Annotated in this window: 18 protein-coding genes; 10 read left to right on the top strand and 8 right to left on the bottom strand. The window is 65.0% G+C overall.

Going from position 1 to position 22,641, the window contains the following annotated elements; all coding sequences use genetic code 11:
- Positions 1–14: 14 nt before the first annotated feature.
- Together QM588_RS16350 and QM588_RS16345 are read left to right on the top strand one after the other, a co-directional pair.
- The gene (locus QM588_RS16350; protein ID WP_283314787.1) at positions 15–686 is read left to right on the top strand and encodes a TetR/AcrR family transcriptional regulator; all 672 of its coding nucleotides are present in this window, start codon (positions 15–17) and stop codon (positions 684–686) included.
- A gap of 415 nt (positions 687–1,101) precedes the next feature.
- Positions 1,102–6,579 carry an ATP-binding protein gene (locus tag QM588_RS16345; RefSeq protein WP_283314786.1) on the top strand — a complete coding sequence of 1,826 codons (5,478 nt, stop codon included), beginning with the start codon at positions 1,102–1,104 and terminating at the stop codon, positions 6,577–6,579.
- Positions 6,580–6,715: 136 nt separating this feature from the next.
- On the opposite strand, the gene QM588_RS16340 is transcribed toward QM588_RS16345, so the two are convergent.
- The 4 genes from QM588_RS16340 to QM588_RS16325 all read right to left on the bottom strand — a co-directional run bounded on the left by QM588_RS16340 (position 6,716) and on the right by QM588_RS16325 (position 10,421).
- Positions 6,716–6,931, bottom strand: a complete 216-nt coding sequence (locus QM588_RS16340) for a hypothetical protein (RefSeq protein WP_283314785.1) — start codon at positions 6,929–6,931, stop codon at positions 6,716–6,718.
- Between the two features lie 97 nt (positions 6,932–7,028).
- A complete protein-coding gene (locus QM588_RS16335) occupies positions 7,029–7,904 on the bottom strand; it encodes a pseudouridine synthase (protein WP_283314853.1) in 876 nt (291 codons plus the stop codon).
- Positions 7,905–7,907: 3 nt separating this feature from the next.
- Positions 7,908–8,750 (bottom strand): oxygen-dependent tRNA uridine(34) hydroxylase TrhO, encoded by an 843-nt coding sequence (trhO, locus tag QM588_RS16330; RefSeq protein WP_283314784.1) that lies wholly within the window; start codon positions 8,748–8,750, stop codon positions 7,908–7,910.
- An 18-nt stretch (positions 8,751–8,768) separates the two neighbouring features.
- Positions 8,769–10,421, bottom strand: coding sequence for an alkaline phosphatase D family protein (locus QM588_RS16325; protein WP_283314783.1), 1,653 nt, complete (start codon positions 10,419–10,421; stop codon positions 8,769–8,771).
- Between the two features lie 127 nt (positions 10,422–10,548).
- On the opposite strand from QM588_RS16325, the gene QM588_RS16320 reads away from it, so the two are divergent.
- Both QM588_RS16320 and QM588_RS16315 read left to right on the top strand, forming a co-directional pair.
- Positions 10,549–12,021: a cryptochrome/photolyase family protein gene (locus QM588_RS16320; protein ID WP_283314782.1), complete on the top strand. Its 1,473-nt coding sequence runs from the start codon at positions 10,549–10,551 to the stop codon at positions 12,019–12,021.
- A 565-nt stretch (positions 12,022–12,586) separates the two neighbouring features.
- Entirely contained in the window at positions 12,587–14,026 is a 1,440-nt protein-coding gene (locus tag QM588_RS16315; RefSeq protein WP_283314781.1) for an HNH endonuclease signature motif containing protein, read from the top strand.
- A gap of 170 nt (positions 14,027–14,196) precedes the next feature.
- Here the strand turns inward: QM588_RS16315 and QM588_RS16310 are convergent, their stop codons facing one another.
- The gene (locus QM588_RS16310; protein WP_283314779.1) at positions 14,197–15,261 is read right to left on the bottom strand and encodes an iron-siderophore ABC transporter substrate-binding protein; all 1,065 of its coding nucleotides are present in this window, start codon (positions 15,259–15,261) and stop codon (positions 14,197–14,199) included.
- Between the two features lie 101 nt (positions 15,262–15,362).
- On the opposite strand from QM588_RS16310, the gene QM588_RS16305 reads away from it, so the two are divergent.
- Positions 15,363–16,187, top strand: a complete 825-nt coding sequence (locus QM588_RS16305) for an SDR family NAD(P)-dependent oxidoreductase (protein WP_283314778.1) — start codon at positions 15,363–15,365, stop codon at positions 16,185–16,187.
- On the top strand, positions 16,184–16,678 hold the full coding sequence (locus tag QM588_RS16300) for an SRPBCC family protein (protein ID WP_283314776.1): 495 nt from the start codon (positions 16,184–16,186) through the stop codon (positions 16,676–16,678). The genes QM588_RS16305 and QM588_RS16300 overlap by 4 nt, the downstream gene beginning before the upstream one ends.
- Before the next feature lie 3 nt (positions 16,679–16,681).
- Here the strand turns inward: QM588_RS16300 and QM588_RS16295 are convergent, their stop codons facing one another.
- A complete protein-coding gene (locus QM588_RS16295; protein WP_283314775.1) occupies positions 16,682–17,191 on the bottom strand; it encodes a mycothiol transferase in 510 nt (169 codons plus the stop codon).
- 97 nt (positions 17,192–17,288) lie between these two features.
- Here QM588_RS16295 and QM588_RS16290 point away from each other — a divergent pair, with 97 nt between their 5' ends.
- On the top strand, positions 17,289–18,323 hold the full coding sequence (locus QM588_RS16290; protein ID WP_283314773.1) for an NADPH:quinone reductase: 1,035 nt from the start codon (positions 17,289–17,291) through the stop codon (positions 18,321–18,323).
- 1 nt (position 18,324) lies between these two features.
- On the opposite strand, the gene QM588_RS16285 is transcribed toward QM588_RS16290, so the two are convergent.
- Positions 18,325–18,798 (bottom strand): phosphoribosyltransferase, encoded by a 474-nt coding sequence (locus tag QM588_RS16285; RefSeq protein ID WP_283314772.1) that lies wholly within the window; start codon positions 18,796–18,798, stop codon positions 18,325–18,327.
- Between the two features lie 84 nt (positions 18,799–18,882).
- Here QM588_RS16285 and QM588_RS16280 point away from each other — a divergent pair, with 84 nt between their 5' ends.
- The 3 genes from QM588_RS16280 to QM588_RS16270 all read left to right on the top strand — a co-directional run bounded on the left by QM588_RS16280 (position 18,883) and on the right by QM588_RS16270 (position 21,577).
- Positions 18,883–19,551 (top strand): class I SAM-dependent methyltransferase, encoded by a 669-nt coding sequence (locus tag QM588_RS16280; protein WP_283314770.1) that lies wholly within the window; start codon positions 18,883–18,885, stop codon positions 19,549–19,551.
- 10 nt (positions 19,552–19,561) lie between these two features.
- A complete protein-coding gene (locus QM588_RS16275) occupies positions 19,562–19,924 on the top strand; it encodes a VanZ family protein (protein WP_283314769.1) in 363 nt (120 codons plus the stop codon).
- Between the two features lie 153 nt (positions 19,925–20,077).
- On the top strand, positions 20,078–21,577 hold the full coding sequence (locus QM588_RS16270; protein ID WP_027497987.1) for a stealth family protein: 1,500 nt from the start codon (positions 20,078–20,080) through the stop codon (positions 21,575–21,577).
- Here the strand turns inward: QM588_RS16270 and QM588_RS16265 are convergent.
- A complete protein-coding gene (locus tag QM588_RS16265) occupies positions 21,574–22,485 on the bottom strand; it encodes a phosphodiesterase (RefSeq protein ID WP_283314851.1) in 912 nt (303 codons plus the stop codon). The two genes, QM588_RS16270 and QM588_RS16265, sit on opposite strands and share 4 nt — an antisense overlap.
- Positions 22,486–22,641: the final 156 nt, after the last annotated feature.

The following is a 22,641-nucleotide window of genomic DNA, read 5'->3' as shown; positions in this document are numbered from 1 at the left end:
CGTATAAAGACTGAATGCCTGCCGCACCGGTGTCCGAAGGGGAGCAGCCGACTCGCCGGCCGACGACCCAGCGCGGACTACGGACCCGATCCGCACTGGTGGCAGCCGCCCGACGCGTGTTCGAGGACAGCGGCTACCTCGATTCCCGGCTCATCGACATCACCAGAGCCGCGCACTGCTCGGCAGGCTCCTTCTACACGTATTTCACCAGCAAGGAAGAAATTCTGGCCGCGGTGCTCGAACAGGCCAGGGACGACATGCTGCACCCCGGCACGGAACGGGTGGACCCCCACGACGATCCGGCCGCCGTGATCGCAGCCAGCAACCGGGCCTACTTCGAGGCATATCGGCGCAACGCCAAGCTGATGGCGCTGCTCGAGCAGGTCTCCAACATCGATCCCGCCTTTCGCCGCCTGCGCCGCGAACGCGCCGACGCGTTCGTTCGACGCAACGCACGCAGTATCGAGAGCCTGCAGAACCGCGGCGTGGCGGATACCGACCTCGACCCTCTGCTCGCCTCCCGCGCGTTGTCGTCGATGATCAGTCGTCTCGCGTTCAACCACTTCGTCGTCGACGCCGAGGACGGCAATCCCGACGCCGACTACGAGGCACTGCTTGCCACTGCGACGAGGCTGTGGGTCAACGCGTTGCGGATACCGGACAAGAGCGTCGGACACGCCGGATGAACGCCGCCTCCGCAACCCTGCTGCTCGTCCGGAACCGCCTTCGTCGACCTGTACCCGTCGGTAATGTACTCGCCGGTAGCCAGAGGTGGTGAGGAATCACGAATTATGCGTCCCGACAACACTACTCGTGAGTACGAATCCGATGTGAGGCAGAGGAAAGAAAATGTCCAGTACGGAATGTGTTGTCACAGAATTGAATTGGCTCGTTCGTGATCAATCACACTCACCCCGAACGCCGTTGGCACGGCACAGGGCCCGGTTGCCGCTAGAATAAGTCGACCGGAGTGCTGCATGGGCGCAGGACCGGAGCCTGCGGAACGACCCGACAACCATCAAACGGACATGCCCAGCCGGACCCACCTCCCATCGAGTGCACCGACGCGATGTGCGCCTACACCGAGCGAAGAGAGATACGTTGTTCAAGCGGATTGCAGTAGTCAACCGAGGCGAGGCAGCAGTACGGCTGATCCGAGCCGTCCGAGAGCTCAACGCCGAACACGATTACGGCATCCGCACCGTAGCGCTGCACACCGAGGCCGAGAAGCGGGCCATGTTCGTCCGCCTGGCCGACGAAGCGGTCACGCTGCGCAAGCCGGCGAGCGGTTCGGCCTACCTCGATTACGGCGTGCTGGAAGCGGCACTCGTGGAATCCGGGGCCGACGCCGTATGGGTCGGCTGGGGCTTCGTCGCCGAGGACCCGACGTTCGCCGACCTGGTCGCCCGCCTGAACATCACTTTCATCGGCCCGTCCGCGGACGCGATGCGCCTGCTCGGAGACAAGGTAGAGGCCAAGATTCTCGCCGAGAAGGTCGGCGTTCCCGTCGCACCGTGGTCCGGTGGCCCTGTCGAGACCCGCGCCGATGCCCGTCGTCACGCCGCGGCGATCGGCTATCCGTTGATCATCAAGGCCCGCTCGGGCGGCGGTGGCCGCGGTATCCGCAAGGTCTTCCACGAGGACGAACTCGAACTGTCCCTCGAACGCACCCAGGGTGAGGCCGAGCGCTCGTTCGGCGACCCCGTCGTGTTCCTCGAGCGCCTGGTCACCGATGCCCGGCACGTCGAGGTCCAGGTCATCGCCGACAGTCACGGCAACGTGTGGGCCCCCGGTGTGCGCGACTGCTCGATCCAGCGTCGCAATCAGAAGGTCATCGAGGAGTCCAGCTCCCCGCTGCTGACCAAGGAACAGTCCGATCAGCTGCGCACCGCGTCGGCCGAACTGGTCAAGGCCGCCGGATATCAGGGCGCGGGCACCGTGGAGTACCTCTACCAGCCCGAGCAGAAGATCTTCACGTTCCTCGAGGTCAACACCCGCCTGCAGGTCGAGCACCCGATCACCGAATACACCACCGGCATCGACCTGGTGAAGCTGCAGATCCTCGTCGCCGACGGCCAGGCACTGCCCGGCGACTGCCCGCCCGAGTTCGGTCACGCCGTCGAGGCCCGCCTCAACGCCGAGGACGCCGACAACGGCTTCGCACCGGCCCCCGGCACCGTCGAGCTGCTCAAGTTCCCCCTCGGCACCGGCATCCGCGTCGACACCGGAATCGCCCAGGGCGATGTCATCCCACCCGACTACGACTCCATGGTTGCCAAGGTCATCGCCTGGGGCCGAGACCGCAGCGAAGCGCTGGCGAGATTGCGCAATGCGCTGCGCGAGACCACGGTCGTCATCGACGGCGGCACCACCACCAAGTCGTTCCTGCTCAGCCTGCTCGACCGCGAGGAAGTCATCTCCGCCTCCGCCGACACCGGCTGGCTCGACCGCACCGAAGCCGGCTCGCAGGTGGGGCCGACCGCCGTCGCCGACATCGCCATCGTCGCCGCAGCGATCGACGCCTACGACGCCGAGGAAGGTCGCGAGCGCACCGCGTTCCTCAACTCCGCACGAGGCGGCCGCCCACGCGCGACACACGCCATCGGCCGCACCGTCGAGCTCAACTACCAGGGTCAGGCCTACAAGCTCGAGGTCGGCCAGACCGGAACTCACCGATACAGCATCGAAAGCGACGGCATCGGCGAACTGCAGGTCGACGTCGAGCGCCTCGGCACCTACGAGAGCCGCCTCGTCATCGGTGACCGCCGCTACCAGGTCGTCACCGTCGCCGGAGCCGCCCACTTCCTCGTCGAGGTCGACGGCATCAGCCATCAGATCTCCCAGGACGAGGCCGGGCTGGTCCGCGCGCCTGCACCCGCTGTCGTCGTCGCCGTCCCGGTCGCCGTCGGCGACGAGGTCGAAGCAGGACAGACCCTCGTCGTCCTCGAATCGATGAAGATGGAAACTGCCGTTCGGTCCCCGTACGCGGGAACCGTGCGTGAGGTATTGGCCTCGGTCAACGGACAGGTCGACGCGGGAGCTGCACTGCTGCGCGTCGATCAGGCCGGAGAACAGAAGGTCTCCGAGCAGGCACCTCGGGTGCAGTTCCGTGGCGTCGACGACGCCGCGCAGCGTTCGCCGCAGCGCCGGGCACTGGACCGGCTCGACGAACTCGCAGCCCTCATCACCGGCTTCGACGTCAGCGGAGCTCGGGCACGAAACCTGTTGTCCACCTACGAGACTCTGCGCGCCGACGTGCCACGCGACGATTCGGAGCTGGTCACCGCCGAACTGGCGTTGCTGAACACCTTCGCTGACATCTGCGAGCTCTCCCGCAACCGTCCGACGATGGACGAGGAGAACAACGACGAGCGAGTCCACTCCCCCCGCGAGCACTTCCACTCGTTCCTGCACTCGCTCGACGCGGACGTCCAGGGCCTGCCGGAGTCGTTCCGCGCCAAGCTCACTCGCGCGCTCGCGCACTACGACGCCGCCATCGACGAGGGCCGAACCCCGGCTCTCGAAGAAGCCGTCTACCGCGTCTTCCTCGCACTGCAGCGCATGGAGAATCAGGTACCGGTCATCGCGGCCCTGCTCGGCCACTGGCTCAGTGACTCCTCCGCCCAGCCCGAGGCCACCCCGGCCATGGCCGAGGTACTCGAGCGCCTCATCGGTGCCACTCAGGCCCGCTACCCCGTCATCGGCGACGTCGCCCGCAACCTGCGTTTCCGGTTGTTCGACGAGCCGCAGATACGGATGGCCCGCGAGAAGGTCTACGACGGCGTCCGCGGCAGCCTGCAGTACTTGGCCGAGAATCCCGACGCAGCCGACTACTCGGCTCGTGTCGCCGCTCTGGTCGCCACCCCGGAACCGCTGATCGAGCTTCTGGCACAACGGATCACCGATCCCGGTGCCCTGCTCGAGGTAATCACCCGTCAGTACTACGAAATTCGCACCCTCGAAGACGTCAAGGCCTTCGACCGCGACGGTAAGCACTTCGTCACCGGCAACTTCGAGCTCTCGGGCGAACGGCTGCATCTGATCTCGACCGCGACGGACTTCGATTCCCTCGCAACGACTCTCGACGCCGTCGAGGACATCGCCGGCCCGTCGCCGGAAAACCTTGCCGTGGACCTGTACCTGTCGTGGCCGGACGCCCCCGCCGACGGCGACGTGCTCTCGGCCCGACTGCAGGAAGCTCTGGCCGCACACTCCGGCTCCGGCCGCTGGCGCCGGGTCACGGTGACCGTGTTCGGCGCGGTCACGCGAAAGATGACCTACCGCCGCACCACGGTCGAGGGATCCGAGCCCCTCGCCGAGGACACCATCATCCGGGACATGCACCCACTCACCGGTCAGCGACTCGACCTGTGGCGACTGAAGAACTTCGACGGAGTTCGCCTGCCCGCCAGCGCCGGAACCTACCTGTTCCACCTGACGTCCAAGGCCAACCCGTCGGACGAGCGACTCGTCGCCCTCGCCGAGATCCGGGGCATCACAACACAGTTGGACGACGCCGGAAACATCGTCGCCGTGCCGGAGATCGAACGAACCGTCGCAGCCTGCCTCGACGGAATCCGCCGGGCCCAGGCCGGACGCGGCAAGAAGCGTCTCGACGCCAACCGCGTCGTGCTGTACGTGTGGCCGGTACTGAACGTGCCCGCAGACCGCATCGCCACCATCGCCCGGCACATCGCACCGCTGACCATCGGAGCCGGACTCGAAGAGATCACGCTGATCGCACGCCTGGCCGAAACGCCGGGCGCGACACCGCGCGAGGTGGCTCTGCGCCTGTCGTACCGGTCCGGTGCCGGCATCGTCGCCAAGGTGACCCCGCCGCCGACCGAGCCGATGCGTCCACTCGACGAGTACACCCAGAAAGTGCAGCGGTCTCAGGCCCGCGGGACCGTGTACCCGTACGAGCTGATTCCGTTGCTCAGCAGCAACGGTGGCACGTTCACCGAGTACGACTTCGACGGCGACGGCGTGCTCGCACCGGTCGATCGTCCCTACGGCCGCAACTCCGCGGGCGTCATCGTCGGCGTGGCCACCACCCCGACCGCCAAGTACCCCGAGGGCATCACCCGCGTCGCACTCTTCGGTGACCCCACCAAGGCACTCGGCACCGTCGCCGAGGCGGAGTGCTCGCGGATCGTCGCGGCCATCGACCTCGCCGAACAACTCGGGGCTCCCGTCGAATGGTTCGCATTGTCCTCCGGCGCAACGATTTCCATGGAATCGGGCACCGAGAACATGGACTGGGTTTCGCGCGGCCTGCGCCGCATCATCACCTTCACCCAGGCCGGCGGCGAAATCAACATCGTCGTCGCGGGCATCAACGTCGGCGCGCAGCCGTACTGGAACGCCGAAGCCACGATGCTCACCCACACCAAGGGCATCCTGGTGATGACCCCCGACAGTGCGATGGTGCTCACCGGAAAGCAGTCCCTGGACTACTCCGGCGGCGTCTCGGCCGAGGACAACTTCGGTATCGGTGGCTACGACCGCGTCATGGGCCCCAACGGCCAGGCGCAGTACTGGGCACCGAACCTGCGAGCTGCATGCGACATCCTGTTCGCGCACTACGATCACGCGTATGCCGCACCGGGAGAACGCTTCCCACGCCGTGCAGCCACGGCCGACCCGACCGAGCGCGACGTGCGTACCTACCCGCACGTGCACCCGTCGAGCGACTTCACCACCGTCGGCGACATCTTCTCCTCGGTCACCAACCCGGACCGCAAGAAGCCGTTCGACATTCGCACCGTGATGCGCGCCGTGGTCGACCAGGATCACTCGGTGCTCGAGCGGTGGGCCGACATGGCCGATGCCGACACCTCGGTGGTGTTCGACGCTCACCTCGCCGGAATCCCGGTGTCCGTGATCGGAATCGAATCGCGAGCCATCCCCCGCAAGGGCTGGTTCCCGTCCGACGGCCCCGATCAGTGGACCTCGGGAACCTTGTTCCCGAACTCGTCGAAGAAGACGGCACGCGCCATCAACGCCGCCAGCGGAAGCCGGCCGATCGTGGTGCTGGCCAACCTCTCCGGCTTCGACGGATCACCGGAATCGCTGCGCAACATCCAGCTCGAATACGGCGCCGAAATCGGCCGCGCCATCGTCAACTTCGACGGACCGGTCGTGTTCTGTGTTGTCTCGCGCTACCACGGCGGCGCGTTCGTCGTGTTCTCCGGAGCACTCAACGACAATATGGAGGTCCTCGCAGTGGAGGGCTCCTTCGCCTCCGTACTCGGCGGTGCCCCGGCAGCCGCGGTGGTGTTCACCCGCGACGTCAACGCCCGCACCGCAGCGGACGCCGACGTCAAGGAGCTCGAAGCACGACTGAACGCAGCCGAGGACGACGCCACCCGCTCGGCTCTGCGCGTCGAGCTGGCCACCGTGCGAGCGAACGCCCGCAACGCCAAACTGGGTGAAGTGGCGGCCGAATTCGAGGCCATCCACAACATCCAGCGCGCACAGAGCGTCGGATCGGTGCACCACATCGTCCCCGCCGCCGAACTACGCCCGCAGCTGGTCGCCGCCGTCGAACGCGGAATGGCGCGGTCGCTGGCCAAGTAGGGCACTGGCTCCACGCAAACGCGCGCGCGTTTGCTGGATGCTCGCAGAATGGTTACCTGTTCCGTGAGCGTCTGGCGAATGCGCGCGCGTTTGTCGGTTCGGGGGGTTCGGCGGAGGGTGCGGCTCAGGGCACGCGTTACCAGTAGGTCACGTCTGTGGCGACGACACCGGTGCACTGTCCGGTGAAGATGGTCACCGCGCAGGCCTCCCAAAGCCGCGACAGCATGTCGAAACCACCCAACGCACCGCTCGCGCTACCGGTGCTCGCGCTTCCGGTATCGGCCACCGCGACCGCTGGCGACGCTATAGCGATGACGGCAGCTCCCAACACAACAGCAATACGACGCTTCACGCAGTTCTCCTCTGTGCTTCCATCGGACATGTTTCGATCGTTACGCTAACCTCGCGTCCGAATTGTCACAATCGTCCGAACGATCGATTCCTGGGCGTCAGAGCTGGAGTTCTCGGGCGCTGGCGAATCGCCGCTGTTCGCCGGTGAGCGGGTCGGTGAAGTCCAGTGCCCGGGCCAGGAGTTGCAACGGCCGAGTGAAGTCGTCGGCTGGAGTCGATGTGAACACCGGATAGTACGGGTCGTTCACGATGGGAATGCCCAACGACGACAGGTGGATTCGCAGTTGGTGGGTCTTGCCGGTCTTGGGGAAGAGTTGATATCGGGCGGACGTGCCGAAGGTGTCGACGAGTTCGATGCGGGTCTCGCTGTTCGGCTCCCCCGGCTCCTCGTACGCCGTCATGACGCCGTGCTCTTTGAGGATTCGGCTACGCACTACGCGCGGAAACTGCAGTGCTGCATCGAATCCCGCGACGGCCTCGTATTCCTTGGTGACGTTGCGTGAGGAGAAGAGTTCCTGGTACGGCCGTCGGGCATGCTTGGTCTTGGTGAAGAGCAGCACCCCTGCTGTCGCGCGATCGAGTCGATGCGCGGGCGTGAGGTCGGGGCAGTCGAACTGCTTGCGTAGGCGCACGGTCGCTGTTTCGGTGACGTGCCGACCGCGTGGAATGGTGGCGAGGAAGTGCGGCTTGTCGACCACCACAAGATCATCGTCCTCGTGCAGGATACCGATCTCGAACGGAACCGGAACCTCCTGCGCCGGAACACGATAGAAGTACACCTGGCTACCGGCGCGGTAGCGCGTCGCGTCGGAGATGGGCCTGCCCTTCTCGTCGACCACTTCGGCGTCGCGGATGGCCCCACGCCAATCGTCGTCGGGCATCTCACGTTCGAGATATTCGACGATGGTAGTGGCCGGATCACCATGCGGCAGAAGCAGTCTCAGAGGTGCAAGACCGTCTCGAAAGGGCAGCATCACTCAGGCGCACTCGAGACAGATCAACCGCAAACCACGGCCGGCATCACCGTCGAAGTCCTGGTAACGCGACGTCGGGTTGCCGCACGCACTGCAACGCCCGATGACGGCCGTGTGGTCGGAGAAGTTCTGTGCCATCCGCTTGTCGAAGACGAAGAGCGAGCCCTCCCAGAGCGCGTCGTCGCCGAAAGTCTCTGCGTACCGGACGATTCCGCCGTCGAGCTGGTAGACCTCTTCGAACCCGCGGGCCACCATCAACGAAGACAGCACCTCGCACCGCACTCCCCCGGTGCAATACGTGACCACCGGGGACTTCTTCAGATGGTCGTAGGCACCCGAATCGAGCTGGGAGACGAAGTCCTTTGTCGTCTCCACGTCGGGGACCACTGCATTCTTGAACTTGCCGATCTGGGCCTCGAACGCGTTGCGTCCGTCGAAGAAGACGACGTCGTCGCCGCGGGAATCCACGAGCTCGTGCACCTGCTGCGGGCTCAGATGAGTTCCGCCGTTGACCACGCCGCCGGTGTCGACCTTCAGTTCCCCGGGGGCTCCGAACGTGACGATCTCGTCGCGCACTCGCACGCTCAGTCTAGGAAAGTCGTTGCCGAGCCCGTCGGACCACTTGATGTCGGCCGACTTGAACGCCGGATAGCTGCGGGTGCCGCGAACGTACCTCTTGACGTCGTCGACGTCACCGCCGACCGTCGCGTTGATGCCGTGTTCGGAGATGAGGATGCGTCCGGTCAGGTTGTTGGACGCGGCCAGCGTCTGCTGCCACAGCCGGATCGCCTCGGGATCTGGCAATGGAGTGAACACGTAGAACAGGACGATTTTCGGTACAGCCACGCCCTCCAGTATGGCGGGTCAGCCCAGTGGCGGCGCCGCCGCCCGAAGCCGCTGGGTGCCGGAGTCGACGGTGTAGCCCGCTCCCCAGTACACGCCGGTCCGCGGATCCTCCTTGGCGGTGAGGAACCAGTGGTCCATCCGAGCCGCCGTCTTGGTGACCTCGAAGACGCCGAAACCGTGACTGTCGAGGTCGACGAACTTCACGTGCTGGTTGAGCGCCTTGAACGCTTCCTCGGCGACACGGCCCAGCGTGTGCGGCGGAGTGTGCGTCAGATCGTCGATGTTGGCCGAGCTCACCGACGTGACGACGAGTTCGGTGGCAGCCGGTTCCGTCGTTGCGTAGTGCGCTGCGTCGAGGGGTACCTCGCAGGCCCAGGCCGAGTGGATATCGCCGGTGATGAAGACCGTGTTGTCCACGCCTGCATCGACGATCGCACCGAGCAGCTTGCGGCGGTCGGCCGTGTATCCGTCCCACGGATCAGCGTTGTAGGGCAAGCCGCCCTCCGGGATCCCGAGGAGCGAGGTGACTGCCTTGGCCGCATCGCGGTCGAGCGGCGGGATCAATGTCGGAGTGATCATCACCGGATTGCCGACGATCTTCCACTGCGTCGGCGACGAGACGATGCCGTCGGTGAGCCACTGCATCTGCTCGGCACCGGTGATGGTCCGGTTGGGCGAATCGACCTCGGGACCGTTGAACGGCAACACCTGCTGCGAGCGGTAGGTCCGTAGATCCAGCATCGAAAGTTCGAGCAAGTTGCCGAACCGCAGCCTGCGGTACAGGTGACGGTTGGTGGCAGTGCCTGCTGCGCGGACCGGCATCCACTCGTAATAGGCCTTCTCGGAGTTGGCCTTGCGCGTGTACCAATCGCCCTCGGTGGCCGGCGTGTGGTTCTCGGCGCCGCCGTCGTACGCGTCATTGGCCGACTCGTGGTCGTCCCACGTGCAGATCCACGGAACGTCGACGTGGGCGGCCTGCAGATCCGGATCGGACTTGTACTGACCGTGCCGCTGGCGGTAGTCGGCAAGGGTGACGATCTCGTGGGTGGGCGAATGCTGCCGGACGACGCCGTCGCGCCCCGGAAAGCCGCCCGTCTCGTACTCGTAGATGTAGTCACCGAGATGGACGATGACGTCGAGGTCTCCCCTGGCTGCCAGGTGGCGATAGGCACCGAAGTAGCCCGACTCCCAATTGGAGCACGAGACGACGCCGAAACGCATCGCCTCGATGTCGGCATCGTTGGCCGGGGCGGTGTGCGTGGTCCCGACGGCCGACGCCGCGTCGTTCGTGCGGAAATCGTAGAAGTACGTGGTGTCTGCGCTGAGTCCGTCGACATCGACCTTGACGGTGTGATCGGAGTCGGGGCCGGTGGACACGGTTCCGGAGGCGACGACGCCACTCATGTCTACGTTCCGGGCGATGCGCCAGGTCACCGATACCTGCGGGCCGACGCCGGAGCCCGGGGTGGCGTCGGGAGTGGGGGTGATGCGGGTCCACAGAATGATCGCGTCGGGCAACGGATCTCCCGATGCCACCCCGTGCAGAAAGCCTCGATCGCTGCCCTGGGCGTGGGCGACCGCGGGCAGTGTCGTGACGACTCCGGCCACGACAACAGCGACCGACGACGAGCGAAGAAACGTTCTTCTGGACAGCGCAGAATCAGCGGGCATCGGGTCAGTCCATGCGATGGATGGTCGGTGGTCAAGTAAGGCGCGCCTGGGTCGACCACAGTGTTCACCGGCCGGCCATGCTGCGGACGCTGGTTTGCCTTCGTCGCTGCGGGAGAACACTCCGAGAATGGACGCTCTGTGGTTGTTCGGTGATCAGCTCGGCCCGCACTACCACTCGGTGGACGAGCATGCCGAACGAGACGTGCTGATGATCGAGTCCAGGCGCGTGTTCCGACGCCGGCGATACCACCGACAGAAGCTCCATCTCGTTTTGTCCGGGATGCGGCACCTGGCCGACGAGCTGGGTGACCGCGTCACTTATCTGCAGACCGAGACGTATCGCGAAGCCCTGGCCGAGTACGGCAAGCCCGTGGTGGTGTTCGAGCCCACCTCGCACGCGGCGGAGAAATTCGTCGCCGCCTTGCACGAGGAAGGTCTGGTCTCGGAAATTCTGCCGACGCCGATGTTCGCGCTCCCCCGGGCCGAGTTCGCCGACTGGGCGGCCGAGCGCGGCACCTTCCGCATGGAGACGTTCTACCGCGAGCAGCGCAAGAGATTCGATGTGCTGATGGACGGTGCCGATCCGGTCTCGGGCAAATGGAACCTCGACGCCGAGAACCAGTCGCCACCCCCGAAGGGACGCCTGACCCTGGGTGTCGAAGAACCGTGGTGGCCGACCGAGGATGCCATCGACGACAAGGTGCGAGCCGACCTCGACGACTGGGACCTCGACACCGTCGGAGTCGACGGGCCCCGAGTGTTCGCGGTGACCGCGACCGAAGCCTCGGAAGCGTTGGCGCACTTCGTGAACTATCGCTTGGACGACTTCGGCAAGTACGAGGACGCGGTGATGGCCGACGACTGGACGATGTCGCACTCACTGCTCTCGGTACCGCTGAACCTCGGCCTGCTGCAACCGCTGGACGTGGCACACGCCGCCGAGGACGCTCACCGCGACGGCACCCCGCTGGCGAGTGTCGAGGGCTTCGTTCGACAGATCCTCGGCTGGCGCGAGTACGTGTGGCATCTGTACTGGCATCTGGGGCCCGAGTACCTCGAGCGCAACAAGCTCGAAGCCCATGAGCCACTACCGGATTGGCTTCTCGAGTTGGACGGCGATGCGGTGGTCGCGAAGTGCCTGTCCAGTACCGTCGACGGCGTACGCGACCGCGGCTGGGTGCACCACATTCCGCGGTTGATGATCCTGGGAAACTTTGCGCTGCAACATGCCTGGGACCCACGAGCGTTGACCGAGTGGTTCGCCACGGCTTTCGTCGACGGATTCGCCTGGGTGATGCCGGTGAACGTCATCGGCATGAGTCAACACGCAGACGGCGGCGTGATTGCCACCAAGCCCTACGCCTCGGGCGGGGCGTACCTCAACCGCATGACCGACTACTGCAAGCCGTGCGAGTTCAACCCGAAGAAACGACTGGGCGACGACGCCTGCCCCTTCACCGCCGGCTACTGGGCATTCGTGCACAGGCATCGCGAGATGTTGGCACTGAACCACCGCACCGCGCGACAGGTGTCGTCCATGAACCGATTGAACGACCTCGAGCAGGTGTTGGAACAGGAGCGGCAACGCGAGGTGTACTGACGCGCCCTCGACTATCGCGAGTATCGACTCGGGAGGAGGCTCGGCGGCAGTGAGATCAGCCCTGCCTTGCGCGGCGTCGTGGGCACCGACTGCGCGACGCCCACCACGCCGGCTGAGACGCTGCCACGAGGACCGAGCATGTTCCACCTGTCGCAGCCGACAGTGCATTCAGTCCGCCGCGCACAGAGGATCCCCGAACAACTCAGTAGAGCAGCAGAATTGGCAGATCGCTCGAGCGCAGGTTCGGGCGTCGCCGTCGGCGATACCGAGCGGACTCTTGGGGGCATTGCGCTCTGCACCGAATCGTCGTCGCGAGATCACACCGCCGCGGTCTCACCCCGGCTCGGTACTCGGGCAACGTTCGGGGTCGATGGGTCCGGTCCACATGCACCGATGCTCGGGTGTACTTCTCGTCGAAGTATCGCGGTCTTGTGCGGTCGCCGGAGAGATCGAGCCTCTACCATGCGCCACCGACAGGTTCGGACTATCGAATCCTTATGCACTGCAATAGTTTTCGATTGCACCATCATTGTGTATCGAACGCACGTTCGATAAACTTCTTCCTATGACCACGGAGATCTGGCAACTGAGCGAAGCAGAACTGCTCGCCGACGCTGCCGCGGTCTCCCACGACATCCAATTGCTGGAAGCCCGGCGGATCGCATTGGTCGCCGAGATCGACACCCGCGTCTCGCGGGAGAAACTCGGCTTCCCCGGGCCCGCCGGTTGGCTCACCTCCACCACCCTCCTCACCCCCAGCAAAGCGAACAAGATCGTCGCCCTCGCCCGCGGACTGAAGAACTTCCCCGACATCGCCGACGCAGTGGACACCGGCGTCATGACCATCGACCACGCCGCCCTGATCCTCACCTTCGCCGAAACACCACCCAAACTCCTCCCTAGAGCCGGTCAAGACATCGCCCGCACCGCGATGATCACCGCCGCCACCGGGCCCGGGGCACGCACCGACAAGATCCGTGAAGCGATCACCAAACTCAAAGACACCTACGGCAGCGACAAGCCGCCCCCTGAGGACACCGACCGCAACGAACTGTTCGCATCGAAGATGCTCAACCAACGCCTCTGCCTCAAAGCCGACTTCGATGCCGTCACCGCAGAAAAGCTATTCACCGCACTCTCACCGTTGACCGAACCCCGGCCCGCAGCCGACGGCACCCCCGACGAACGCAGTCCCGCGCAACGCCGCGCCGAGGCATTCGGGCAGATCCTCGACCACTACCTTGCTACCAAGGATCGCCCCACCGAAGGCGGCGAAAGACCGCACATCAACCTGCACATCCGGTTGCAGGACCTCCACAGCCTGAGCGGTCAGAACACCGACGACATCACCGACGACATCACCGACGACGAAACCACCCGCACAGCAGCAGAATCCGACAACGCCGATCCATTCGACCCGGTGGACATCGACGCCGGCAACCCGATCCACTCCGACCCAATACACTCCGACCTGACCGAGTCGGACGCGGCGGATGAACTCCAGACCGGCAGTGCTGCCGGACCGAGCCAGGATCGCAGCGCGTATCAGGACCTGTTCGGCGATGGCACCACCGTCGGGTGGCTGCCCTGGATGGGACCACTCTCGCGCAACACCTCCCGCCAACTCGCCTGCGACTGTGTTCTCACCGCGATCGTCATGGACGAGAACGGCAACCCGTTGAACCTCGCCCGCACCGCCCGTACCGTCACCGCGAAACAGAAACGCGCCTTGACTGCCCGCGATCACGGTTGCGCGTTCCCGGGCTGTGGCAAACCCGCCGCCTGGACCGAAGGTCACCACATCTGGCACTGGGCCGACGGTGGCCCCACCGATATGGACAACCTGGTCCTGCTCTGCGGGTTCCACCACCGCCTGATCCACCACAGTGACTGGGAAGTCTTCATCGGCACCGATCAACACCCCTGGTTCGTACCCCCGGCCACCGTCGACCCCTACCGACAACCCCGACAATCCCACGCCCGAGCAGGCCCCCACATCGCATAGGCCCGTCGAACGCACACCAGCTCCACGCAAACACACCAGCCCCGCACCGAGAACACGGTGCGGGGCTGGAAGAGATTGCTCAACAGATTGATTCGAGTAGACCACCGCGGGCTTTCTGCACCGTCTGCGACTCGATGGGGTCGAGATCGACCGTCTCTTCTACGCTCCGCTCAATTGGTCGAAGACATGCCGGCGTCGACCTTCGCAACAGCCTCGTCGATCATCGGTACATAGCGCTCGAGTGCCCACGGCACCGTCAGCGGGTTGATGATCGATGACCCGGTGACGAAGGACTGATCCGTCGGCGCAACGACCGACCCGCGGGACACGGCCGGAATCTGCTTGTACGCAGGCTGATTCTCGGTGTCGGTGCGGTTCTGCGGATCCGAGTAGAAGGTGAAGATCAGATCCGAGTCGTTCAACAGATTCGCGTTCTCCAAGCCGATGACCGACGAGTCGGTGCCCTCGGTCTCGTCGAGCGTGTTCACCACCGGATCGACCTGCAGCCCGAGTCCGCGGACCATCGCGACGCGCTGCTCGTCGGCGAGGAACACTCCGAGCGTCCCGGGACCGGTGTTGTAGATGTACGAAAAACTCACGTCCGCATACTCGGGGTGCTGGGCGGCGGCGTCGGCGAAGCGGTTCTCGATCTTGTCGATCTCCTCGGCCGCCTTCTGCTCCTCACCCATCGCCTTGCCGATGACGGTGATCTGGTCCTGCCACGTCGTGGTCCACGGCTTTTCCTCGTAGGCGACCACCGGGGCGAAGGCACTGAGCTTGTCGAACTGATCCTGCGTCACGCCGGACCACGGTGCGAGAATCAAATCCGGTTCGAGCGCCGCGACGGCCTCGATGTTCAATTCCGTTCCGCCGGTGAACTGTTGGGGAAGCTCGGCCCCCAATTCGGTGACCGCGTCGTGCACCCACGGCAAGTAGCCGGTGTCATCGGCACCCCAGGAATACTCCTCGACGCCGACGGGGACGGTGCCCAGCGCGATCGCCGTCTCTGCCGAGCCCTGGCCGAGCGTCACGATGCGCTCCGGCTTCTCGGTGATGACGGCCTGACCCAGTGCCGAATCGATGGTGACGGCGGCGAAGTCTCCGGACTCGCCCTGTTCCGACTCGGCAGTATCGGTGCTCGAACAGGCACCCACCACCAGGGCAGACACAGCGAGCGCGGACAGCAGGCACGCACGGCGAGTGAAACGTCGACCGGCCGTTGGAGCAGAGAACATGGATACCTCTCGACATGCAAAGGGACGTTAAAGTAAGACTAGGCTAACCTCTCAATCAGTTTCAAATGCGCTGCACAGCGGGCGTTCGCTACGGTGGAGGCATGAGCCTTCCTCGCCCCGCACCCGACCGGACTGCCGTCGTGACCGGAGCGTCTTCCGGAATCGGTGCCGCCATCGCTCGCGAACTCGCCTCCCGAGGCCATGGAGTCACCCTCGTCGCCCGCCGCGCCGACAAGCTCGAGGAGCTTGCGAACGAACTCCGCTCGCGGGGAGTTCGCGCGGAGGTGCTCGCAGCAGACCTGTCCGATCGCAGCGCCCGCGCCGAATTACTCGGGCGCATCACCGAACTCGGGCTGATACCGGACATTCTGGTGAACAACGCCGGGCTGTCGACACTCGGCCCGGTCGTCGAATCCGACCCCGAAGCAGAGATGAACATGATCGAGGTCGACGTGGTTGCCGTCGCCGATCTGTGCACCCGATTCCTCCCCGGCATGACCGATCGACGACGCGGGGCACTTCTCAACGTGGCCTCGACCGCCGCGTTCCAGCCCTTGCCGGGACAGGCCGGGTACGGCGCATGCAAGGCGTTCGTTCTCTCCTACACCCAGTCTCTGACCGGAGAACTGCGCGGAACCGGAGTGACCGCGACGGCGCTGTGCCCGGGACCGGTACAAACCGGTTTCGGCGAGGCCGCGGGCTTCGCGAAAGACGATGCAGAGAAGGCACTTCCATCGATCATGTGGGTGTCGGCAGAAACGGTGGCCAAGACTGCCGTCGACGACATGACCAAGGGGCGCATGGTCTCGATCCCCGGGCCCGCCAACCGCATCGGATCGATCTTCGCGCAGATCACTCCGCGAACGTTGTTGGTCCCCATGCTCACTCGCATCCACCCGGGTCTCAAGAACGGTGCGTCTTCGTGAAGCGCGAATTCGTGGTGTCCGACAGCATCGTGGTGAACGCCGACGTGAATACTCTGTACGCCGCGATCAGCGACCCCACCAAGATGGGGCAGTGGAGTCCCGAGAACACCGGTGCCACGGTCCACGAACCTCGCGAAAGCGCATACGTGGGCATGGTGTTCGACGGAACCAACAAGCGCGGCAGGGCGAAGTGGATCACTCGCTGCACCGTGACCGCAGCCGACCCAGGCAAGACCTTCGAGTTCCGCGTCCACGCCATCGGCAAGAGCGCTCCGAAGATCAAGGGCGCGAACGCAACCTGGCGATACGACTTCGAGCCGGTCGCAGGCGGCACAAAGGTCACCGAAACCTGGACCGACGACAGAACGAAATGGCCCGATGCCCTGGCGCTCGTGTTCGACAAGATCGTCACCAGCGGCAAGACGTTCCCGCAGTTCCAGCGTCGCAACATCCGAAAGACGCTGGAGAACCTGCAGAAACGTTACGCCTGACGGCTAGGCCTGCCGGGTGTACAGGCCGAGAACGTACGACGCCTGCCCGGCATGCTGAAGGTCGTCGGAGACCACGGACACCAGGCGCGCACCCAACGTGACCGGCGGATCCCAGTTCTCGTCGACGATCCGGTCCAGATCGTCGGTCGAGATACTGCTCAGGTACGCAACGGTTTTCGAGTGCACGGCGTCGTGGTATTCGCGCAACAACTCGGCGCTCGAGGTGACCTGAGCGACGTCGGAGGACGATTGGCCGTACCCGATGTCGGACTTGTCGAACGGCAATCCGAAACGCTCGAACCACGAGTCCGACGTCCAGACCTGTTCGCTCCCGGCCACACCCGCGATGTGGTCGTCCTGCACTCGCGTCAGGTGCCACAGCAACCATGCGATGCTGTTGGCATCGGTGTCGGGCCGATAGGTCAACGCGGCAGCGGGGATGTCGTCCAACACCGAGTGAACGAGTTCCTTGATCCGGCCGAACGCGTCGGTCAGCAGGTCGTTGTGGTTCATCGAGTACGCCTCTTTCGTCGAGCACTGATAGCCAGTCATGCATACCCCGATTGCCGCGAAGGGAACATCGGGGCCCTCCAGGCGCGTTGAACCCGGTATGACTTCTCCAGCAATCGTGTACACCCGCACCGGCGATTCGTCCGTCCTCGAACCGAAAGATCGCGAGGTGACCGAGCCGGCCGCAGGCGAAGTGCGCGTGCGCGTCGTGGTCTCGGGCGTCAATCCGACGGACTGGAAGAACAGAACCGGTTCCGGACCGGGCGAGAAGCTGGCGTTCGACGAGGTGGTTCCGAACCAGGACGGTGCCGGAGTGATCGACGCCGTGGGCCCTGATGTCGAGGGGCTGGCCGTAGGAGATCGCGTCTGGGTGTACCTGGCCCAGCATCAGCGTCCGACCGGAACGGCGCAGAAGTTCACCAACCTTCCCGCGTCACGTGTGGTTGCTCTGCCCGACGGCGTCGGCTTCGACGTCGGCGCGAGCCTCGGCGTACCCGCGATGACGGCACACCGCGCATTGACGGTGTCGGAGGACGGCCCGTCTCGCTTGCATCCCGGCGCGTTGGAAGGCAAGTCGGTACTCGTCGCCGGAGGCGCCGGTGCCGTCGGCCATGCCGCGATCCAACTGGCCCGCTGGGCAGGCGCGACCGTGGTGACGACCGTCAGCGGACCGGAGAAGGGCGCACTGGCCACCGCTGCCGGCGCGCACCACGTGGTGAACTACAAGACCGGAGACGCCGCCGCTGACATCCGCGAATTGGTACCCGCCGGAATCGATCTCGTCGTCGAGGTTGCTCCCGCACAGAACGCCGCACTCAACGCGGCCGTGGGAGCGAACCGAGCATCGGTTGCCGTCTACGCGAACAACGGCGGCGACACCATCACCCTCGACGTCCGGCCGAACATGGTGCTCAACACTCGCTACCAGTTCGTGCTCCTCTACACCGTGGGCGACGAGGCTCTACGTAACGCCGAGGCGGATGTCAGCGCCGCGGCCGCAGCAGGTGTGCTGGAGGTGGGCGACGCCACCGGCCTCCCCTTGCACCGCTTCCCGCTGAGCGAGACCGCAGCCGCACACGACGCCGTCGAGAACGGAACCGTCGGCAAGGTGCTGATCGACGTCTCCAGCGAATAGCTCAGGTGATGACCGGCAACGTGGACCACGGAAAATTGATCCACTTGTCGGTCTCGCGCCACGAGTAGTCCGGCTGCACAATGGTTCTGGGCTTGGTGTAGATCACGGCCGACCGCACGTCGGCGGTGTGCGCCTTCAGTAGATCGATCACCAGAGCCAGGGTGCGGCCGGAATCGGCGACGTCGTCCACCACGAGCAACTTCTTGCCGACGATCGCGTCGGTATCCAGAAGAGGTTCGAGGACAACGGGATCGGGCAGGGTTTCCTCGATGTCGGAGTAGAACTCGACATTGAGGGTGCCCGCAGCCTTGACACCCATGGCGTAGGAGATGGCACCGGCAGGGATCAATCCGCCGCGGGCGATCGCGATGACGATGTCCGGAACGAACCCGTCGTCCACGATCTTCTTCGTCAGGTCGCGCGAGGCGTCTCCGAAGGTCTCCCACGTCAGTACTTCGCGTTCCGGTTCGGTCATGACGGCATACTTTACCCAACACTGTTTTTTGCCGATCGAGCAAATTTGTTTGCGCTCGCGGCGCATAGCGGGCACTCTCGAACCATGGCCGACCACACACCTGCTCACACTCATCCCGCCGACGCGACCCACCCGGAACCGGATTTCGAGAACGGTGCCTTCGACGAATCGTTCTGGGACAACCTCTACAACCAACGCACCGCCATCTGGAGCGGAAATCCCAACGCCGTGTTGGTTCAGGAAGCGTCCGCGCTGACTCCGGGCCGTGCCCTGGACATCGGCTGCGGTGAAGGTGCCGACTCACTCTGGCTGGCCGGCGAAGGATGGAACGTGACGGGCGTCGACATCTCCGATGTCGCCCTGGGCCGCGCTCGCGCCGCACAGCAGGCACTCGGGCCCCAGACACTCGCGGTGGATTGGCGTCAGGAGGACGTACTGGACTGGACTCCCCCGGCCGCAGCGTTCGATCTGGTGTCGGTGCACTTCCTGCAGGTGCCGCCGGACGAATTGGAACTGACCACCCGCAGGTTCGCCGCTGCTGTTGCACCGCAGGGCCGTCTACTGATCGTCGGCCACAGTCCCAGCGACAGCCACGCCTCGCAGCACCCGGCCAAGCACCGACTGTTCGCACCGGAACCGGTCGTCGCTGCGGCGGGCGACGGGTTCGAGGTGATTCACGCCGAACACCGCACCCGGACGACGCCGGACGGCGACGAGCGCATCGACACGGTGGTGGTGCTGCAGCGCCGGTAAACTCTTCGCGGTGATCTCGAAGTCGACGTACCGAATTCCCCTGGCCGTCACCTTCGTCGTCGCGCTGATCGTTCTGTTCACCCCCGCGTCGGGGGTGCCTTCCGGCTTTCAACACAGCGACAAGATCATTCATTGCATCCTGTTCGCTGCTCTCGCTTACACCTCCCGACTCGCCGGCATCGGCTGGGTCAGGACCGCACTGTGGGTGCTGGTGTTCGCGGTGATGTCGGAGTTCCTGCAGGCGATCCTGCCTCTCGGCCGCTCCGGATCGGCCGCCGATGCACTCGCCGACACCGCCGGGGTTGCACTGGGCCTGGTAGCAGCGAGCAGGGTTCTACCGCAGCGCGTCCGAAAGGCACCGCACCTGCACTAGACTGAGACGGCACCGGGGTTCCTCGGCCAGCGCGAACACTCCGGAAGGAACGTCATCACCTCGTCTTCTGCCCCGCACGATATCTACCTCGTTCCACCGGAGCACGAGACCAACGATGCCGTCACCCGAGAATCCGACGCTGCCGCCGCGCGCTTGAGCGAACGGTCCGACGTCGTCAGCCACGACGGCCGCTACGCACTGACCATCACCTCGACCACCCCGCACCAGGCGATGGTCGAAGATCTGCTGTTCGTTCGCGCTGTGCTCGACGCTGCGCGGATCAAGTATCTACTGGTGCGCGGCAACGACGAGCGTCCCGTCATCGCCATCGAACTGGCCGCTCGCGAGGCACTGACGACGGCGCTGGTGCATGCCTGCCGCGCCGAGCCCTTCTACTCCAAGACCGTCGACGCCCGCGGAAAAGCGGTACTGGTAGCCGATGGCACCTTGTCGCCGTCGTCGAACGCGCGCATCGTGCGGCTCTACCGCCCACGTGTCGAGCCGTTCAGCGGGCTCTACTACGGCGCATCGACCGCGGTGCAGATCGAGCTGTGGTCGTTCTCGCCGTCCGAGATCGTGCTGCCGATCGAGAACTCCCTGACCCGACGCAACATCCGGCCCGACGAGGCCGTCCGCGGCACCGTCGAGCGCTTCGGCCGGACCTGGCCGACCATCGAGAACATGTTCGCCGACCACGCGTCGGACATCAATTTCGACATCGACATCGTGTTCTCGTGGGTCGACGGTTCGTCCGCGGAATTCCAGGCCCAACGCGCCCGCCGGATGGCGAACTACGTCGTCGGCGAGGGCGACGATTCGGCCGCCCGGTACCGGCAAATCGACGAACTGAAGTACGCACTGCGGTCCATTCACCTGTACGCGCCCTGGATCAGGCGCATCTTCGTCGCCACCGACTCACCGAGGCCGGCGTGGCTCGCCGACCATCCCAAGGTGACGTTCGTGCCGAGCGAGGCGTTCTTCGTCGATACCTCGGTGCTGCCGACGCACAATTCGCAGGCCGTCGAATGCCAGCTGCACCACATCCCCGGGTTGTCCGAGCACTTCCTGTACTCGAACGACGATATGTTCTTCGGTCGCCCCGTCAGCCCGTCGATGTTCTTCTCTCCCGGCGGAATCAGCATGTTCATCGAGGCCACGACACGAATCGGATTGGGCTACAGCGACGCCGACCGCAGCGGCTTCGAGAACGCGGCACGGGTGAACCGACGGATCCTGCAGGACCGCTTCGGAATGACGACCACCCGGCACCTCGAACATGCGGCAACACCGTTGCGCCGCAGCGTGATGCAGGAAATGGAGAACGAGTTCCCCGACGAATTCGCCTCCACCGCTGCCAGTGCATTCCGCGCGAGTACGAACATCTCGGTGACGAATTCGCTGTACCACTACTACGCGCTGATGAGCGGACGCGCCGTGGTCCAGAAGGACGCGAAGGTCCGGTACATCGACACCACGTCCGTCGCGGGTCTCGAGTTGATGGAGAAGCTGCTGCCCAAGCGGTCGGTCGACTTCTTCTGCCTCAACGACGGTAGCTTCCCGGAAGTCGACCTCGATCTGCGCACGCGCACCGTGACGCAGTTCCTGGACAAGTACTTCCCCATCGTCGCCCCCTGGGAACGCACCCAGAACTAGGCGTCGCTGAACAACTTTCGACGGGCGCTGTCGGCAATCGTCACTCCCGCTGCGTCGAGCCGGCGCGCGGTCTCCTCTGCCGACACTGCCTCTCCCACAGTGTCGTACGAGCCGGTCGGCACCACCGAATGGACGACGGTGTCGTCGTAGAGGTGAACCAGGTTGTAGCCCTGGGCTCCGTCGCGACCGCGTAACCCGCCGGCGGGGACGTTGAGATCCTGGGTGTAGCACGTGGCCGACGCGACCGAGACGGGAATGCCTGCGAACGTCGCGGTCGTCGAATAGTGCAGATGCCCTGCGAGTATCGATCGCACGTCGCTGCCGCGCAGCACGTCCGCCAGACGCGGCTGATCGATGAGCTCGACCAGAACTGCGAGATCGAGCACGGTCGGTACCGGCGGGTGATGCATCGCCAGTATCGTGCCGAACTCGGCAGGGGTTGCGAGAGTGTCTGCGAGCCAGGCCAATTGCTCGTCGGCGAGCTCACCGTGGTGCTTTCCGGGGACCGTCGTATCGAGGGTGACGATGCGAAGACCATCGACGTCGTGCACGCGATCGATGGACTGCCCGCTCGGTTCGGTGTCGAGCAGGGTCCGGCGGAACGTCGCGCGGTCGTCGTGATTGCCCATCGCCCAGACGATCTGCGCGCCGAGCTCCTCGGCCACCGGCTCGACCAGAGCGCGGAGCTTCTCGTAGGCACCCGCCTCGCCCTTGTCCGTCAGATCACCGGTGAACACCAACGCATCGGGCCGCACCCCCGAGTTCCGAACATCGGTCATCACTTGTTCGAGCCGCAACTCACTGTCCACGCCGCCGTACAACCGACCGCCGCCGTCGACGAGATGCGTGTCGCTGATGTGCAACAAGCAGTGATGGGGACGTGGGTACTCGGCCATCCGAGACTTCATCGAACTCTCGCTCACGATCGGACCTACCGTTTCACGATCACCCGGTCGGGCGAACGCCACTGCCACAAGCCAAGCATACGAGCGTTCACTGAGAAAAAGCTGGTCGAATCCGGACGGTGAACACCGTGGAAACTCCTGGCGTGTGGCAGGTTGAGA

The sequence above is a fragment of the Rhodococcus sp. IEGM 1354 genome (assembly GCF_030056855.1).
GTDB lineage: Bacteria > Actinomycetota > Actinomycetes > Mycobacteriales > Mycobacteriaceae > Rhodococcoides.
This window is presented reverse-complemented; position numbering and strand designations above follow the sequence as displayed.